16 protein-coding genes are annotated in these 17,402 nt (G+C 62.3%); 10 read left to right on the top strand and 6 right to left on the bottom strand.

All coding sequences use genetic code 11. From position 1 onward, the window contains the following. Positions 1-387: 387 nt before the first annotated feature. The 3 genes from BLS08_RS20705 to BLS08_RS20695 all read right to left on the bottom strand — a co-directional run bounded on the left by BLS08_RS20705 (position 388) and on the right by BLS08_RS20695 (position 2,359). Positions 388-966 carry a hypothetical protein gene (locus BLS08_RS20705; RefSeq protein ID WP_017677672.1) on the bottom strand — a complete coding sequence of 193 codons (579 nt, stop codon included), beginning with the start codon at positions 964-966 and terminating at the stop codon, positions 388-390. A 91-nt stretch (positions 967-1,057) separates the two neighbouring features. Beyond that, entirely contained in the window at positions 1,058-1,603 is a 546-nt protein-coding gene (locus tag BLS08_RS20700; RefSeq protein ID WP_139204268.1) for a hypothetical protein, read from the bottom strand. 87 nt (positions 1,604-1,690) lie between these two features. Then, the gene (locus BLS08_RS20695; RefSeq protein ID WP_081593839.1) at positions 1,691-2,359 is read right to left on the bottom strand and encodes a hypothetical protein; all 669 of its coding nucleotides are present in this window, start codon (positions 2,357-2,359) and stop codon (positions 1,691-1,693) included. 521 nt (positions 2,360-2,880) lie between these two features. Here BLS08_RS20695 and BLS08_RS20685 point away from each other — a divergent pair. Genes BLS08_RS20685 through BLS08_RS20670 form a run of 4 tightly spaced genes read left to right on the top strand, consistent with a single transcriptional unit; the run spans position 2,881 to position 5,349 of the window. Beyond that, positions 2,881-3,174: an HvfA family oxazolone/thioamide-modified RiPP metallophore gene (locus tag BLS08_RS20685; RefSeq protein ID WP_017677668.1), complete on the top strand. Its 294-nt coding sequence runs from the start codon at positions 2,881-2,883 to the stop codon at positions 3,172-3,174. Between the two features lie 20 nt (positions 3,175-3,194). Next, positions 3,195-4,037, top strand: coding sequence for an HvfB family MNIO-type RiPP peptide maturase (locus BLS08_RS20680; protein ID WP_017677667.1), 843 nt, complete (start codon positions 3,195-3,197; stop codon positions 4,035-4,037). After that, on the top strand, positions 4,034-4,744 hold the full coding sequence (locus BLS08_RS20675) for an HvfC family RiPP maturation protein (protein WP_017677666.1): 711 nt from the start codon (positions 4,034-4,036) through the stop codon (positions 4,742-4,744). Before BLS08_RS20680 ends, BLS08_RS20675 begins: the two co-directional genes overlap by 4 nt. Before the next feature lie 5 nt (positions 4,745-4,749). Further along, complete coding sequence (locus tag BLS08_RS20670; RefSeq protein WP_017677665.1) at positions 4,750-5,349, top strand: HvfX family Cu-binding RiPP maturation protein; 600 nt, start codon at positions 4,750-4,752, stop codon at positions 5,347-5,349. Here the strand turns inward: BLS08_RS20670 and gliR are convergent. Beyond that, positions 5,346-6,380 (bottom strand): AraC family transcriptional regulator GliR, encoded by a 1,035-nt coding sequence (gliR, locus tag BLS08_RS20665; protein ID WP_017677664.1) that lies wholly within the window; start codon positions 6,378-6,380, stop codon positions 5,346-5,348. The two genes, BLS08_RS20670 and gliR, sit on opposite strands and share 4 nt — an antisense overlap. Positions 6,381-6,505: 125 nt before the next feature. On the opposite strand from gliR, the gene BLS08_RS20660 reads away from it, so the two are divergent. From BLS08_RS20660 to BLS08_RS20650, 3 genes are all read left to right on the top strand, one after another. Beyond that, the gene (locus BLS08_RS20660) at positions 6,506-8,101 is read left to right on the top strand and encodes an FAD-binding oxidoreductase (protein WP_026088637.1); all 1,596 of its coding nucleotides are present in this window, start codon (positions 6,506-6,508) and stop codon (positions 8,099-8,101) included. A 2-nt stretch (positions 8,102-8,103) separates the two neighbouring features. After that, positions 8,104-9,684, top strand: coding sequence for a glycerol-3-phosphate dehydrogenase/oxidase (locus BLS08_RS20655; protein ID WP_017677662.1), 1,581 nt, complete (start codon positions 8,104-8,106; stop codon positions 9,682-9,684). Between the two features lie 118 nt (positions 9,685-9,802). Further along, on the top strand, positions 9,803-11,362 hold the full coding sequence (locus tag BLS08_RS20650) for an FGGY-family carbohydrate kinase (RefSeq protein WP_017677661.1): 1,560 nt from the start codon (positions 9,803-9,805) through the stop codon (positions 11,360-11,362). Positions 11,363-11,484: 122 nt separating this feature from the next. Here BLS08_RS20650 and BLS08_RS20645 read toward each other — a convergent pair whose 3' ends face one another. Then, the gene (locus BLS08_RS20645) at positions 11,485-12,183 is read right to left on the bottom strand and encodes a pirin family protein (protein WP_017677660.1); all 699 of its coding nucleotides are present in this window, start codon (positions 12,181-12,183) and stop codon (positions 11,485-11,487) included. 177 nt (positions 12,184-12,360) lie between these two features. On the opposite strand from BLS08_RS20645, the gene yegS reads away from it, so the two are divergent. The 3 genes from yegS to BLS08_RS20630 all read left to right on the top strand — a co-directional run bounded on the left by yegS (position 12,361) and on the right by BLS08_RS20630 (position 15,238). Beyond that, the gene (yegS, locus tag BLS08_RS20640) at positions 12,361-13,278 is read left to right on the top strand and encodes a lipid kinase YegS (protein ID WP_017677659.1); all 918 of its coding nucleotides are present in this window, start codon (positions 12,361-12,363) and stop codon (positions 13,276-13,278) included. Between the two features lie 93 nt (positions 13,279-13,371). Beyond that, positions 13,372-14,304 (top strand): chemotaxis protein CheV, encoded by a 933-nt coding sequence (locus tag BLS08_RS20635; protein WP_017677658.1) that lies wholly within the window; start codon positions 13,372-13,374, stop codon positions 14,302-14,304. Between the two features lie 127 nt (positions 14,305-14,431). After that, a complete protein-coding gene (locus tag BLS08_RS20630; protein WP_017677657.1) occupies positions 14,432-15,238 on the top strand; it encodes an MOSC domain-containing protein in 807 nt (268 codons plus the stop codon). Positions 15,239-15,294: 56 nt separating this feature from the next. On the opposite strand, the gene BLS08_RS20625 is transcribed toward BLS08_RS20630, so the two are convergent. Next, positions 15,295-17,223, bottom strand: coding sequence for a transglycosylase SLT domain-containing protein (locus BLS08_RS20625; protein WP_017677656.1), 1,929 nt, complete (start codon positions 17,221-17,223; stop codon positions 15,295-15,297). Between the last annotated feature and the right edge of the window lie 179 nt (positions 17,224-17,402).

Genomic DNA, 17,402 nt, shown 5'->3' with positions numbered 1-17,402 from the left:
AGGCCGTAGCTTTGCGCGCCAACGCAAACGCGCAGCCAGCCGAGGTTGTGAGGGCTACAAACCGACGCGCTGAAGAAACACCACCGCCCAACCTCCGTGCAAAAAAGCTGGCCACAAGCGGTCGGCATAGGCTCGTCCGGAGAACGAGAAATCTCGCCTAGACAGCCGGAACAGACGATGATCACATCACCGCCAGCCCAGCTAGACCGCCTGATTGAGCGGCAGAGGCCTGGTCATCGCCCGACGGCCATGGCGGCTGGCTGCTTCGGGGGGCTTGCCTTGGGCAGGGCTGCAGCTTAGGTTGATGACATTGGGCTTTAGCCGGCTCCGGTGAGCGCGGCAAACGGTTTGAACCTATTGCTAGGCCCGCCACTGCAGCTGGTCTTGTTAGGGCGTGTACGCCAAAAGCACTGCTTTATAGGAGAATGCTATAGCTGTACCGAACAAAGCATATCCTGTGAGTGCAGCAGCAATAGTTGAATACCGAAGGCGATCTCCCCATTTCTCATAATTATCTTTGTCGTCATCGCTTTCGGAGTAGCATGCCTGGCTAAAATAGCGGAGCGCAAAACCGACTGCGCCAGCCAGTACTCCGATTCCGAATAGGAGCAGTGGAAGCGCCAATCTAATCGCAAATTCGGAACCATTAGTCTTACCAACGAGGTTGCTTAGAACGCCGAGTAGCGCAACGACTGCGCCACCGTTGATAATTAGTAAAGACTGTAATGCGCTCTTGCCTGCCTCCAGAACTGCCTTCAGCATTTCAATGCTGTGCTGAGTCTGCGCAGTGTAATGGGCAAGCATCCCTTCGTGTTTTTGTTTGCGGTACTCTTGGGATGCGTCAGCATCCTTCTCTAAAGCATCCAGATATGCACGTAGGGCCGACACCTGAACCTGCTGGCCGCCCTGCCCCTCGACTTGGTCGAGTTGTTTTCTAAAGGATTCTATGACTTCTTGTGATTCCATCTACAGGTTGTCCTAACGATTAAGCTAAGGGGCCGGCTTCGCCGGTCCCAGCGAACGATTTGAGCGATTTGAGCGGCTTGTTATGCGATGCCTACCTAATACGACCATGCGGAACACCCAGATGATCGGCGACTTTTTTCAAGCAAATTTGGTCAAAGCGCTCAATTAAATTTGAAGCGTTTGTGAAAACCTCTTTCCTCCAGAATTCTAGCTTTAAAATCATAGGATCGGACTGATCTGCTACCGGCTGAAGGTTGAGGTCTGCTATTAATTTTTGCTCGCGCTGAGGACCACCAAAAGGGCGGTATAACATGTAGTTTCTTCCAGTAGAAACATGAGCGTGGGCAATCATATTTCTGAGGTGATAGATTTCTTCGACATCCTTCTTCTCTGCGTCTGTCAGGAGATTTGAAAATTCTTCTTTGAACTCATTTTTGACAGGGCCAAAATGCTTTTCCCAGTATTCGACGCGTTTCTTATGAAAATCGCTCGGGACTCTTTCTGGTGTTGCTATGAAATCAGGTATGAAATTTTTGTTCTGACTAAAAATTATCAGGTCAGACATTTGGCTTTGAAGCCAAGCCGTAAACATAAATAAAATTCCGGCATTGACCATGTTTTCTTCTGGTTTTTCCACAGTGCCTCCTTGGCATTGCATAACGTTTGGTTAAGGGGCGGGCTTTAGCCCGTCCCAGTGAGCGAAGCGAACGGTTTGAACCAGTTGTTATGCATTACGTGCGTTCCAATATTCTGACTCAAGCCAAGAACATAGGCTTTCCACTTGGGCGATTGCCTCGAATATTTTTTCTTTAGTTGAGGCTAAAGACAAAGGAAGCCACCAAGATGTTGGGTCTTGCTCGTCTGAACTGCTCAAGGACATTTCTTGCTCTTGAGCAAAGAATGGGCGTGGATACTTTTTCAAATCATCGTTTGAGTGGCAAATGTTTAGGTTTGTAATTTGTTCTGGGTGCTGAACTCTATTCCTGGCTAAGGTAACTTGCTCGATGATTGATATATCTGCCGGACACTGAGCAATGTGCAGTTCCAGTTGTTTAAAAATTTCTAGATATCCATTAAGCCAGCCATTTTTCTTGAAATTTACATCGAACTTCATTCCGTGCTGCCTCTCAAGCCGTTTAACCCATTCCTTTAGAAAGAGCTGAAGAGATGAAGAAAGCATGGAAAGTGCAGTATGGCCAACGGTTTCAATTCCAGTTTTGGCGTCAAGCCATTCTGTAAGAAAGAGAGGTTCTGGATCTTCACTGTATGGAGGCGCAAATGGTTCTTTATGCTCTTCAATAGCCTCAGCTATCTCTTCGAATGGCTGGATGGCGTGCTCATAGAAGTACTTTATGAATTTTGTTCTTTCAATGAAGAAGTACTCTATGTCCATGCTACCTCCGGTGCATAACAGTGGTTAGATGGATGGTGGTACTAGTCCGATATTAGAGCCTTCCATCCAACTCCGCACCATCCCGCTTCGCTTCGCACTAAAAAACCTTCGCAGTCATAGTCTTACCGCTATGTCTCGGCGGTTCGGTGTATTCGCTTGACCTCCTCTTTTTGCTCCAGCATTACGCCCGGCACACCGTGCGGGTGGATGACGCTTTTGTTATCCGTTTGCCATGGCTGGTCGGGCTACTGGCTATCGAAAGCCTCGCCGCTGAAGCGCCTCCCACGGTGCGGTGGATGTTCCTGTACCTGTGGGAGGGGCTTTCGGCTCTGGCATCCTGCTTCGCTCTACCTCCTGCATCCATGCAGTCGTAGCCGCGACTGGTTGCGGGTAAATCGCCCCCGGATTTCATCCGGGCTACGAAAACTTTTTTCGCCCGCTGTAACGCCCGCATCCCTGCCTCGTCCATTGCTGCGAGGGCGCCAATCCGGCCCCGCATTCGAAACCGATGGAGAGATGCCATGAAACAACTCAATACCCTGACTGCCACCCTGGGCGCTGCGCTGCTGACTTCCGTGGCCTTCACCGCCCACGCCGCGAGCAACCCCTTCGTTGCGCAGGAACTGGCCAGCGGCTACAGCCTGGCCGCTGCCGAGAAGGCGCAGGAAGGTTCCTGTGGCGAAGGCAAATGCGGTGGCGAGATGAAAGCCGACAAGGAAGGCAAGTGCGGCGAGGGCAAGTGTGGTGCCGAGAAGAAGGCTGACGCCGAGGGTAAATGCGGCGAAGGCAAGTGCGGCGGCGAGAAGAGCGAGTAAGGGCAAGAGGAGGACGGATCATGCACCTCGCAAACCTCACCGGCGCCGGTCTTGGCCTGCGTCGCGGGCTGCTCGCCGAGTTGATCGGCGATGAGGCCAGCGGCGCCGACTTTCTCGAAGTGGCGCCGGAGAACTGGATCGGTGTCGGTGGTCGGCTGGGCAAGCAGTTGTGCGCCCTGAGCGAACGCCGGCCATTGCTGTGCCATGGTCTGTCCCTCAACCTCGGCGGCTTCGCGCCGCTGAACCTGGAGTTGCTGCACGCCATCAAGGGCTTTCTCGACGAGCACGGCGTGCTGGCCTACAGCGAACATCTGTCGGCCTGTGCCGACGACGGTCAGCTGTATGATCTGATGCCGTTGCCGTTTTCCGAAGAGTCGGTGGCGCGTATCGCCGAGCGCGTGCGCATCGTGCAGGACGTGCTGGAAAGGCCGCTGATCATCGAGAACGTCTCGGCCTACGCGCGCCTGCCTGGCGAGCTGGACGAGGCGGATTTCGTTCGCGCCGTGCTGGAACGTGCCGACTGCCAGCTGCTGCTCGACGTCAACAACGTCTACGTCAACAGCCTGAACTTCGGCTTCGATGCCGAAGCCTATATCGCCGCGATGCCCAGTGAGCGCATCGCCTATCTGCACGTCGCCGGTCATTACGATCAGGCGGCAGACCTGAAGATCGACACCCACGGTGCGCCGGTGATCGACCCGGTGTGGGCACTGCTGAGCAGCGCTTACGCGCAGCATGGCGTGCGCCCGACGCTGCTGGAGCGTGACTTCAACTTCCCGCCGCTGGCCGAGCTGTATGCCGAACTGGCGCATATCCGCAGCCTGCAACAGGCCGTGCAACCGCTGAGCAGGTACGGCACATGAGCGGCGTTCAGCAGCAGCGCGACTTCGCTGCACGTATTCGCCAGCCTGAGGCGCAGGCCTTGCTGCCGGGCATCACGGCCGAGCGCATGGCGGTCTACGAGGAGCTGTTCTTCAACAACGTCGCCAGCCTGGTGGGCGGCGCCTTTCCGGTGCTGCGCGGGGTTCTCGGGGCCGAGCGCTGGCAGCGGTTGCTGCGCGCGTTCCTCGCCGAGCATCGGGCGAGCACGCCGTACTTCCTCGAGATCAGTCAGGAGTTCATCGCCTGGCTGCAGCAGGGCTATCGCGCCGAGCCTGACGACCCTGCGTTCATGCTGGAGCTGGCGCATTACGAGTGGGTCGAGCTGGCGCTGGATGTCAGCGATGCGCAGTTGCCCGAGCACGGCTGGTCGCCACTGGCCTGGCCGTTGGCCTATCGCTGGCCGGTGCAGAGGATCGGTGTCGATCACCACCCCACGCAGCCGCCTGCCGAGCCGACCTGCCTGCTGGTCTGGCGCGATCGCCAGGATCAGGTGCGCTTCATGCAACTGGCGCCGTTCGCCTATCAACTGGCGCTGCGCTTACAGGCCGGCGAGCCGCCCGTGCAGGCGCAACAGGCGCTGGCCATCGAGCACGGCCTGGCCGCTGATCGCGCCTATTTCAATAACGCCCGCGCGCTGCTGGATGACTGGCAGGCGCGCGATATCTGGTTTCCCCATTCCGAGGACTGACCGCCATGATCGCTTTGCTCAATCGCCTCCAGGACGCGCTGGAGGCTACCCGGCGCCTGGATTTTCTCGGCCCGTTGCTGCTGCGCCTGTATCTGGTGCCGGTGTTCTGGATGGCCGGCACGCAGAAGCTCAAGGACATCGATGCCACTGCCGCCTGGTTCGGCAATCCGGATTGGGGGCTCGGCCTGCCGTTTCCCGAGCTGCTGGCCTGGGCGGCAGCGCTGACCGAGGCCGGTGGCGCCATCCTGCTGCTGTTCGGATTTGCCGTGCGCTGGATCAGCATCCCGCTGATCGTCACCATGCTGGTGGCCATCTTCGCCGTGCACTGGCCCTATGGCTGGCAAGCGATTGCCGACCCGTCCGCGCCGTTCGCCAACGAGCGCGTGCTGGCGGCGGCGGAGAAGCTCGAGCGGGCGCGCAGCATCCTGCGTGAGCACGGCAATTACGACTGGCTGACCGCCAGCGGCAAGTTCGTGGTGCTGAACAATGGCATCGAGTTCGCCGCCACCTACCTAGTGATGCTGGTGGCATTGTTCTTCAGCGGGGCAGGGCGCTGGTTGAGTCTCGACTACTGGCTGGCGCGGCGTTTCCGAATGTCCCGTTAGCCCAGCGGATTGTCCCGGCGCCGGCTTTCGCGAAACTCGCCCGGCGTCTGCCCGGTCCAACTCTTGAAGCTGCGGTGGAACGAGCGTGACTCGGTGAAGCCCAGGTAGCAGGCGATGTCCTGGATCGCCAGGTCGCTGCGCAGCAGGTAATGCTCGGCCAGTTCCTGACGCAGCTCGTCGAGTATCTGCTGATAGCTGGTGCCGGCCTGCTGCAGGTGGCGCTGCAGGGTGCGCACGGTCATGTCGAACTTTTCCGCCACCCGTTCCTTGCGCGGCAGGCCGTCCTTGAGCAGCAGGCGCAGGGCGTTCTTCACCCGGCGTGGCAGCGGTTCGTTCTCGTCCAGTCCCGCCATCAGGGTCAGGGCATGTTCTTCCAGCGTGCGCAGCAGGTTGGCGTCGGCCTGGCGCAGCGGCACGCCGAGGTAGTCCAGCGGCACCAGCAAGGCGTTGCAGGGTTGTTCGAACAGCACCGGGCAGCCAAACAGCTGCTGGTATTCGGCCTGGTCGGTGGCGGCCGGTTGCGCGTGCTCGAACCAGACCTCGCGTGGCGAATGTTCGGAGTCGGCGATCCAGCGGGCGTACAGCAGCCAGGAGGCGAGCACGTTCTCCACCATGTGGCGGCGCACGTCCGGCGCCTGATGACGGCAGCTCCAGATCAGCCGCACGTGATCCTCGGCCGCCTCGATACGGCTGGTGCCCATGTCGCCCACCAGTTTCTCGTAGGGCACGATGCGGCCCATGGCTTCGCCCAGGGTGGCGCAGTTCATGGCGATGTAACCGAGCACGCTCCACGAGCCGGGCTGGACGAAACGCGCCGAGTGCAGACCGAACAAGGGGTCGCCGGACACCTCCATCAAATGCGCCAGCAGGCGCTCATGCACCTCGCTGGGAATCCGCTTGCCGTTGTCGGCCAGATCCTGCGCCTGAACGCCGGCGGCCGCCAGCGCACGGTCGATATCCAGACCGAGCTGTTCGGCCTGGCGCAGGTACTTGAGCAGGGCGGGAACCGAGGTGTAGCCGAGGTTTTCCATGGATTCTTCTTGTTCTGCGAGGCCTGTCTTGATTGGCGATATGGCCTGTCCCGATTCGACAGTGACGGAAATCGGCGGCTGGCTAGTATAGGCAGCCATAAGTGCTGATCGGAATGGGGGATGCGATGCGACGCTGGAACGGATGGGGAGACGAAGCGACCGAGGTGGAACTGCCGGCCCATGGCGAGGCCTTTCTCGCCGAGCTGATCGGGCCGGGGCAGCGCCTGGCAGACGCCAGCCTGCAGGACGTGCTGGCGCGTGTGCCGGCCTCGCGTCTGGCCCCCAACCCGCTGATCTGCGTTGATGCCGAAGTGCGCGTGCGCCATGCCCGCGGCCAGAGCCTGCCGGACTGGCTGGCGATGCGCTCCGGCGAGTTCGGTCTGTTTCCCGATGGCGTCGCCTGCCCGGAAAGCGCCGAGCAGATCCGCGAGCTGCTGGCCTGGGCGCAACAGCATGACGTCACCCTGATTCCTTACGGCGGCGGTACTTCGGTGGCCGGCCACATCAACCCGCAGGCCGGCCAGCGCCCGGTGCTGACCCTGTCGCTGGAGCGCATGACGCGCCTGCTGGAGATCGACGAGGACAGCCTGATCGCCACCTTCGGCCCCGGCGCCAATGGCCCGCAGGTGGAAAGCCAACTGCGCGCCCGTGGCTACACGCTGGGCCACTTTCCGCAGTCCTGGGAACTGTCGACCCTCGGTGGCTGGGTCGCCAGCCGTTCCAGCGGACAGCAGTCGTTGCGCTACGGTCGCATCGAGCAACTGTTCGCCGGCGGCAAGCTGGAAACTTTCGCCGGCACTTTGGATATTCCCACCTTCCCGGCTTCGGCGGCCGGGCCCGACCTGCGCGAGCTGGTAATGGGCTCGGAAGGGCGCTTCGGGGTGATCTCCGAGGTGCGCGTGCGCATCAGTCGTCTGGCCGAGCAGGAGCGTTTCTACGCGGTGTTCCTGCCCAACTGGCAGCAGGCGCTGAGCGCCATTCGCAGCCTGGCCCAGGCGCGCGTGCCGCTGTCCATGCTGCGCCTGTCCAACGCCATCGAAACCCGTACCCAGCTGGCCCTGGCCGGTCACCCGCAGCAGATCGCGCTGCTGGAGAAATACCTGGCCCTGCGCGGCGCCCGCGACGGCAAGTGCATGCTCACCTTCGGCGTCACCGGCAGCCGGGTGCAGAACGCCGCCTCGCTGAAACAGGCGCGGCGCCTGCTGAAAGGCTTTGACGGCGTATTCACCGGCACCCTGCTGGGCAAGAAGTGGGAGCAGAACCGCTTCCGTTTCCCCTACCTGCGTCATGGTCTGTGGGAGCGCGGCTACCTGGTGGACACCCTGGAAACCGCCACCGACTGGTCCAACGTCGACAATCTGCTGAACAAGGTCGAGGCCAGCCTGCGTGACGAGCTGACCGGCGACGGCGAGCGGGTGCACGTGTTCACCCACCTGTCGCACGTTTACGGCGAAGGTTCGAGCATCTACACCACCTACGTATTCCGCCCCGGCAGCGACTACGCCACCGCCATGGCGCGCTGGCAGCGGCTCAAGGCGGCTGCCAGTCGAACCATTGCAGGCAACCGCGGCACCATCAGCCACCAGCACGGCGTCGGTCGCGACCACGCACCTTACCTGGCAGCAGAGAAGGGCGAGCTGGGCATGGCCACGCTGCGCAGCCTGGCCACGCATTTCGACCCCGACCAGCGCCTGGCGCCTGGCGTGCTGTTGCAGGACTGAGCATGGAACCCTGGAACGCCACCTGGCGCACGCGCGCGCTGCCTGAGTTGGCCGCGCGCGACTGGGATCTGCTGGTGATCGGCGGCGGCATCTGCGGTGCCGGCATCCTCCGTGAGGCGGCGCGGCGTGGCTGGCGCTGCCTGTTGCTGGAGCAGCGCGACTTCGCCTGGGGCACCTCCAGCCGCTCGTCGAAGATGGTGCACGGTGGCCTGCGCTACGTCGCCAAGGGCCAGCTGGGGCTGACCCGCGACTCGGTGCGCGAGCGCCAGCGCCTGCTCGGCGAGGCGCCGGGGCTGGTGGAGCCGCTGAGCTTCGTCATGCCGCACTATCGCGGCGGTTTCCCTGGGCCCAAGGTCTTCGGCGGCTTGCTCAGCCTTTACGACGCCCTGGCCGGCAAGCGCAATCATCTGTTCTACCCACTGCAGCAACTGCGTTACCTGGCACCAGGCATTCGCGAGGACGGTTTACTCGGTGGCACGCGCTTCTTCGATGCGGTGACCGACGACGCGCGCCTGGTGCAGCGCGTGCTTGGCGAGGCGCGCGCCGAAGGCGGCGAGGCGCTCAATGGCATGCGCGTGGTCGAGTTGTTGCGCGAGGCGGGACGGGTGGTCGGCGTACTGGCCGAGGATATCGAGACGGGCGACCGCTACCGCCTGCGTAGCCGCGCCGTGGCCCAGGCAACCGGCGCCTGGGCCGATCGCCTGCGCCAGCCGGGCACTGGTCGCATCCGCCCGCTGCGCGGCAGCCACCTGCTGCTGCCGGGCTGGCGCCTGCCGGTGGCGCATGCCTTCAGCTTTATGCACGCGGCCGATGGGCGCCCGGTATTCGTCTTCCCCTGGGAGGGCGCGACGGTGATCGGCACCACCGATCTGGATCATGCGGGCGATCTGGATGCCGAGGCGGCCATCAGCATGGAGGAGGTCGATTACCTGCTGGCCGCCTGCGCCCAGCAGTTCCCGACCGCCCAGGTGAGCCGCGCCGATGTGCTGTCGACCTGGGCGGGCGTGCGCCCGGTGGTGGGCAATGGCAGCACCGGGTTGAAACCCTCGGACGAAAAGCGTGAGCACGCCCTGTGGGTCGAGCCGGGCAGCGTGACCCTGGCCGGTGGCAAGCTGACCACCTTCCGCCTGCTGGCGCTGGAGGTGCTGCGTGCCTGCGCCATATTCGTCGGCAAGCCGGTGGATGATCAGGGCGGCGCGGTCTTCGCTTCGAATACGCCGACACCGATGCCGGCGTTGAGCCCGGCGCAGCAACGTCGTCTGGCTGGGCGCCATGGTCGCCAGTTGGGCGAGGTGCTGCGCCTGATCGACGAGGTGGGCAGCGATTGCGTCGCGGGTACTGCCACCTTCTGGGCCGAACTGGCCTGGGCCGCCGAGGGCGAGCTGGTGTTGCACCTGGACGACCTGCTGCTACGCCGCACGCGCCTGGGCCTGCTGCTGGCAGGCGGCGGCCGCGCTGAACTGCCGCGTATCCGCGCGCTATGCCAGCCGCGCCTGGGTTGGAATGATGCGCGCTGGCAGCAGGAAGTGGCGGATTACCTGGCGTTGTGGCAACGCTGTTACAGCCTGCCGGATATTGAATGATGACGCTGCCTGCTGTCCGTAGGAGCGAGCTCTGCTCGCGAAGCTTTTGCGCCATCCCCGTTCGCGAGCAGAGCTCGCTCCTACAGCAATACCGTGCATTCCAAGCAGAGGTCACACCTTGAGCGAACCAAGCTACCTGCTGAGCATCGACAACGGCACCCAGAGCGTGCGCGCGCTGCTGTTCGATACCAACGGCAACCTGCTCGCCAAGGGCAAGGTCGAGCTAGACCCCTATTTCTCAAGCCAGCCCGGCTGGGCCGAGCAGGACCCGGAATACTACTGGGCCAGCCTCGGCGAGGCCTGCCGGCTGCTGTGGCAGCAGGTGGACATCGACCGCAGTCTGATCCGCGGCGTTGCTGTTACCACCCAGCGCGGCAGCATCATTCACGTCGATGAGCAGGGCGCGCCGCTGCGCCCGGCAATTCTCTGGCTCGACCAGCGTCGTGCTGATGTGGCGGGGCGTATCCAAGGTCTGTGGGGCTGGCTATTCAAGCTGGTGCGCGCGGAGGAGGCGGTCGATCATTTCCGTGGCCAGGCCGAGGTCAACTGGGTCGCCCAGCATCAGCCGGACATTGCGGCCCGCACGCACAAGTTGCTGTTGCTGTCGGGGTTTCTCACCCATCGCCTGTGCGGCCGCTTCGTCGATTCCACCAGCAGCTGCGTGGCCTACCTGCCGTTCGACTACAAGCGCCTGCGCTGGGCTGCGCCCGGTGACTGGAAATGGCAGGCGCTGAAGGTACGCCGTGAGCAACTGCCCGAGCTGTTCAAGCCGGGTGAGCGACTGGGCCAGATCAGCGCCGAGGCCAGCCGCCAGACCGGTATTCCGGAAGGCCTGCCGCTGATCGCTGCTGGGGCCGACAAGGCCTGCGAGGTACTGGGTTCTGGTGCGCTGGAGCCCAGTACGGCGTGCCTCTCGTACGGCACCACCGCGACCATCAACACCACGCGCAGCCGTTACCTGGAAACCATCCCGCTGATCCCGCCCTATCCGGCGGCGCTGCCGGATCACTTCAACACCGAGGTGATGATCTACCGTGGCTTCTGGATGGTCAGCTGGTTCAAGCGCGAGTTCGGCCTGCGCGAGATGCAGCGCGCCGAGGCGCTGGGTGTGCCACCCGAGGCGCTGTTCGACGAGCTGGTCAACGCCGTGCCGCCCGGCTCCATGGGCCTGATGCTGCAGCCGTACTGGACGCCTGGCATCCGTGAGCCGGGGCTGGAGGCCAAGGGTTCGATCATCGGTTTTGGCGATGTACACACCCGCGCGCATCTGTATCGGGCGATTCTGGAGGGGTTGGCCTACGCCCTGCGCCAGGGCAAGGAGCGTATCGAAAAACGCTCTGGCACCCGTATAGAGCGCCTGCGCGTGTCCGGTGGCGGTTCGCAGAGCGATGCGGCGATGCAACTGACGGCCGATATCTTCGGCTTGCCGGCCGAGCGCCCGCACCTGTACGAGACCAGCGGCCTGGGCGCGGCGATCAACTGTGCGGTAGGCCTTGGGTTGCACCCTGATTACCCGAGCGCCATCGCCGCGATGACTCGGGTTGGCCAGGTGTTCCAGCCGAACCAGGAGGCCCAGCGCGTTTACCAGCAGCTCTACGGGCAGGTCTATCAGCGCATGTACCGTCAGCTCAAACCGCTGTACCAGCGCATTCGCAAGATCACCGGTTATCCGGCGTGAGGTGATTAGAAAGGGGATTTGTGGGAGGGGCTTCAGCCGCGACCTTGGTGTTACTCGGTCGCGGCTAAAGCCCCTCCTACAGAAACAAGTCGCCCTCCTAGTCGGAGGGCGATTGGTACGTGTCAGGCGACATCCACCAGCACGATCTCGCTGTCTTCCTGGGCCTCGATGCGGATCAGCGTTTCATCGGCGATGGCCACGCCATCACGTGCCTTGACGGCTACGCCATTGACACTGAAAGCACCAGTCGCGCCCACCAGATAGGCCTTGCGACCCGGTTGCAGGGCGTATTCGGCGCTTTGCCCGGCCTTGACCGTGGCAGCCACCAGGCGCGCGTCGGTACGGATGCGCAGGGCGTCGACATCTTCCTCGTAACCGCTGGCCAGGGTGACGAAGGCTCCGGAGCGGTCCCCTTTGGGGAACGGCTTGGCACCCCAGGAGGGCGGCAGGCCGGCCTGGTTCGGCTGGATCCAGATCTGGAAGATCTTGGTGGTTTCATCCTCCAGGTTGTACTCGCTGTGGGCGATGCCGGTACCGGCGCTCATTACCTGCACGTCGCCGGCCTCGGTACGGCCTTTGTTGCCCAGGTTGTCCTCATGGCTGATGGCACCTTCGCGAACGTAGGTGATGATCTCCATGTCGCGGTGCGGATGCGGCGGGAAGCCCGAGTGCGGTGCGATCTCGTCGTCGTTCCACACGCGCAGGCGGCCCCAGTTCATCCGCTCGGCGTCGTAGTATTCGGCAAAGGAAAAGTGGTGACGGGCGTTGAGCCAGCCATGGTGAGCACCACCGAGTTGTTCGAACGGACGTACATCGATCATGGTCAATCCTCCAGTCATGCACGAGTTCAGTCCCGTGCAGCGTTGATGGATGAATGATCCATTTGGATGGATCGATTTAAAAGCGCAATTTTTACAGTGTTGATATCGATTAATTTGATTAATTTTCGCGAGGGCCAGGCACTAGGCTTTCGCTGATCCTTTCAAGGAGGACGCGCAATGCGCGAACGCAAGGCCTGGTTGATCCTGCATGGCAAGCAGGCGCTGAACGAAGAAGTGAGGGCAGCGGTGAACGGCCTGCGTGAGCGCGGCTGGGATCTGGCCGTGCGCCTGACCTGGGAAGGTGGCGACGCCGAGCGGCTGGTCGGGGAAGGATTGGCCGCCGGTTATTCAACGCTGATCGCTGGCGGTGGCGATGGCACCCTGCGCGATGTGGTCGAGGCGCTGGTCAAGGCGCAAAGCGATGCCAGCCTGGCTCTGCTGCCGCTGGGCACGGCCAATGATTTTGCCCACGCAGCCGGTATTCCGTTGACGCCTGCTGCCGCGCTGGCGCTGCTGGAGGTCGAGCCGGTCGCCGTTGACGTGGGCATGGCCGGTGAGCGTGCTTTCCTCAATATGGCCACGGGCGGTTTCGGCTCCAACGTCACCGCCAACACGCCGGAGGAACTCAAGAAAGTCCTGGGTGGTGCCGCCTATCTACTCACCGGGCTCAGTCGTTTTTCCGAAGTGCGCGCGGCAGCCGGTCGTTTTCATGGGCCGGATTTCCAATGGCAGGGCGAGTTTCTGGCTCTGGGTATCGGTAACGGGCGACAGGCCGGTGGCGGGCATCTGCTTTGTCCGGAGGCGAGCATCAACGATGGTCTGCTCGATGTCTGCATCGTGCCGGCGGCGCAGGATGTCGTCGGCACCTTGGGCACGTTGTTGTCCGGGGGCATTCTTGGCCTGCAGAGCGTTGCGGTCAGCGCGCGGCTGCCCTGGCTGGAGGTGGAAGCGCTGGAGGGCTTGGACCTGAATCTCGACGGCGAACCGATGGAAAGTACAGGTCTGCGTTTTCGTGCCGAACCCGGCGCCCTGCGTCTGCATCTGCCCAAGCATTCGTCGCTGCTCGCTGGTCAGGTACACAGGGCTGAGGCATGATGGCTGCGCGCCAGCAATGCTTCAGTCTGCCGGCAGTCAGCCGATAACCCGAAACGGCAGACTAGAATCACCCTATATACCTCGGAGCACATGATGGCCGGCATCCTCGATTCAGTAGATCAACGCACGCAACTGGTCGGCGAGAACCGTCTGGAAATTCTCATGTTCCGCCTGGCTGGCCGGCAGTTGTTCGCCATCAACGTGTTCAAGGTGCAGGAAGTCCTGCAGATGCCCAAGCTGACGCTGATGCCGCAGCGCCATCGCTTCGTCTGTGGCGTGGTCAACCTGCGCGGTCAGACCCTGCCGGTGATCGATCTGTCCCAGGCCATCGGCATGCGTCCGCTGGTGCCGGATGAGCGCAGCACCATCATCGTCACCGAGTACAACCGCTCGGTTCAGGCCTTCCTGGTTGGCAGCGTCGACCGCATCCTCAACCTCAACTGGGAGTCGATCCTGCCGCCCCCGGGTGGCGCCGGACGTCAGCACTACCTGACCGCTATCACCAAGGTCGAGGACCAGATCGTCGAGGTCATCGACGTGGAGAAGGTGCTCGCCGAGATCGTGCCGATGAGCACCAAGGTTTCCGCGGAAAAGCTCGCCGACCCGCTGCTGGAGAAGGCGCGCGGACGCGAAGTGCTGCTGGTGGATGATTCCAGCGTCGCGCTCAGCCAGCTGCGCGATACCCTGACGCAGTTGGGTCTTCGCCTGCACATGGCCAGTGACGGTCTCAAGGCCCTCAACCTGCTGAAGAAGTGGGCTGACACCGGTGAGGTGATGACCGACAAGCTGCTGATGATCTTCACCGATGCCGAGATGCCGGAAATGGACGGCTATCGCCTCACCAGCGAAATTCGCAATGACCCGCGCCTCAAGGATCTCTACGTGGTGCTGCACACGTCGCTGTCGGGCAGCTTCAACGAGGCGATGGTGAAAAAGGTCGGCTGCGACAATTTCCTCTCCAAGTTCCAGCCGGACAAGCTGGTCGATGTGATTCGTCAACGTCTCGAGTTGGACGAACCTCGCTGAAGTCGCTGGAGGGCGGGTGAAACCTGCCGGGCGTTGCCGTCGAATGAGCAGCGTTTTCTGGGTCTCGGTGCTTGTGAGCATCGCCGTCAGCTCGTATAACGGCGTTTTGCCGACAGGAAGCTGACCCATGCCGAGTCTCTCGGGGCTGTACCGTTACCCGCTCAAGTCCGGCCGCGGCGAGGCCTTGCAGCGCAGTGCGGTCGACGGACTAGGGCTGCATGGCGATCGGCGCTGGATGCTGGTCGACGCCGACAACGGCCGCTTCATCACCCAACGCCTGCTGCCGCAGATGAGCCAGTTGAGCGCCCTGTACGATGCGCGCGGGGGCCTGACCTTGAGTGCGCCGGGTCGTGAGGATCTGTCCGTGGCGCTGCCTGACCCCGAGCAGGATCTGCGTGGCGTCGTCGTCTGGCGTGACAGCCTGCGCGTGCCGGATGCCGGCGATTCAGCGGCCGCCTGGCTCAGCGACTTGCTGGGCAAGCCTTGCCGCCTGGTGCAGGTGCCGGAAGGCCGCACCCGCCAAGTCGACACTGCCTATGCGCAGCCGGGGGATCGCGTGGCCTTCGCCGATGGCTTTCCACTGTTGTTGATTGGCCAGGCATCGCTGGACGATCTTTCCCAGCGAGTCGGGCAGCCACTGTCCATGCTGCGTTTTCGCCCAAATCTGGTCGTCACCGGTAGTGAGCCTTATGCCGAAGACAGCTGGAAGCGCATCCGCATTGGCGAGGTGGAGTTCGAGGTGGCCAAGGGCTGCTCGCGCTGCATCCTCACCACCATCGACCCGCAGACCGGCGAGCGCAACGCCCAGCGTGAGCCGCTGGCCACGCTCAAGACCTATCGTGAACGCGAAGGTGAGGTGTTCTTCGGGCAGAACCTGTTGCCGCGCGGTGTCGGCGAACTGCAGTTGGGCATGACGGTAGAAGTGCTGGAATAGCAGGGCAGGTGTCATAGCAAGCCCCGATCAGATGCTGTCTGATCGGGGCTTTTCTTTTACTGATCGTCGAAGAAACGCTCGTTCCACGCCACCAGCGGGTGCGGCGCGTTGAGTTTCTGGCCGTAGATCACCGAGTAGGACAGCACGTTCTGCACGTACTGGCGGGTCTCATCGAACGGAATGTTCTCCACCCAGACGTCATAACTGAGGTGATTGGCGCCACGCAGCCACTGGCGCACGCGGCCGGGACCGGCGTTATAGGCGGCCGACGCAAGTACGCGGTTGCCGTTGAACTGGCCATATACCTGGCTCAGGTACGCAGCGCCCAGTTGGATATTGGTATCCGGGTTGAGTACCTGCTGTGGTGAAGCCAGGGGAATGCCGAACTTGCGCGCGGTTTCCTTGGCAGTGGCCGGCATCAGTTGCATCAGGCCCATGGCGCCGGCGTGGGAGCGGGCGTCGGCCATGAACGCGCTTTCCTGGCGGGTAATGGCAAACACCCAGCTCGAATGGAGGTCACGGCGCTTGGCTTCGCGTACCAACTCGTTGCGATGCGCCATGGGGAAGCGCACTTCCAGGTCGTCCCAGTACTGGGCCTGGCTGATGGTGCGGATGGCCGGGAAGTACCATTCCATTTCGTAGGCCAGGCGCGCCTGGGCCACCAGTTCGTCACGGCTGAACAGGCGGCTGACGTGATACCACTCGCGGCGACCGTCGACGATCTGGCCACGCGCATGGAACTCCATCGCGCGCTTGATACCAGCGGTATTGCGTACCTTCTGCACCACCTTGGGATCGAGAACCAGCGGCTGGTTATTCAGGGCGTAAGGCGCCTTGACCTGATCTGCTGCCATGAAACCGTAGAAATCACGCTCCTTGGCCAGAGCCTGGAACAGCACCGCCGGTTGCTGGCTGTTGGGTTGTGCCAATTGCAGGCTGCGCGCATTCCAGTAGCGCCAGCGGTTGCTGCTGGCCAGGTCGGACGGCATGTTCTGGGTCAACTGGTAGGCCTCTTCCCAGCGGCCGTGACGCAGCAGCAGACGTGCGCGCCATTCGCTGACGGTGTTGTCACGCAGTTGCGGGTCGTACTTGGCCATGACCTGCAGACCGCGCAGGTCGAAGCGTTGTGCCAGGCGCAGGCCGATCTGCCGGGCGATGGCGACCTGCTCGTCGGCGGAGAACTTCATGCGTTGGGCGTAGCCGTCGAGCAGAGCCAGGGCATCTTCCGGGCTCTGCCGAGCCAGGCGACGCAGGCCGAGGCCGACCACGTCGCTCATGGCGTCATCGGCGGGGGCAAAGCGCGCGGTGTTTTTCAATAGCTGCGGCTTCTGCGCCACTTCGACCATCAGCTTGCCGCGCTCACCGAGCGTTGGCATGCCTTTGATCAGGAAGTTGGCCAGGCCGTAGTTGCCGCTTTCCACCGCCAGTTTGGTGCGCTGCCAGCGACGCTGCTCGGTGAGCTGGCCATTGGCGGCCCAGCGTTCGAACAGTGGGTCACAGGCGTTGGGTTGAGATTTGCCGACCAGCCAGAGCTTCTCGGCAGTGGCGTTGCCTTCGGCGGTCAGGCCGTGGCTGAGCTGGTATTGGCCGTAGAGGCAGTCCAGCTCGGTGAAGTTGAGCTTGGCATCGTAGTGATCGAGGAAGGGTTTCCAGTCGCCACGCTCGGCCAACCAGCGCAACCAGCGCAGTTTCATCCAGCTGGCCTGGGGCAAGTCACCGTGCTCGGCGAGAAATTTCTCGATCTCGGCATTGCTGGCCGACTTGAGTCGGTTGGTCAGCTCGTCATAGGCCAGATAAGGCGTCAGTGGGTAATCGCGTAGCGCGCTGGCGTACTGGCGATAAGGGCCACTGTCGCCCTTGGCCAAGGCCCGCTTGGCCTCATCATAGTACTGGCGCTGCTGGGTGAGGCTGGCAGCTTCGACACCGGCGATGCCGGTGGCGGTGAGAATCAGACAGGAAACTACAGAGAGAAAGCGACTGCGCATGGCATTTCCAGGAGAAGCAGAGGTATGGGGCAACACGGTCCGTGTCGTTGCATACCTCTAGCTTAGCGTTTCATCGGGGTGCGGTGAATGCCGTCGGGCCAGATGGACACATGTAGCAAAGATGCGCTTTGCCTGCGCCAGATGATGAGCAGGGGTGACATCTGTTGCGTCTGTGGAAA

The organism is Ectopseudomonas chengduensis (assembly GCF_900102635.1).
Lineage (GTDB): Bacteria > Pseudomonadota > Gammaproteobacteria > Pseudomonadales > Pseudomonadaceae > Aquipseudomonas > Aquipseudomonas chengduensis.
Note: the sequence above shows the minus strand (reverse complement) of the source record. Positions and strands in the feature narration are given on the sequence as shown.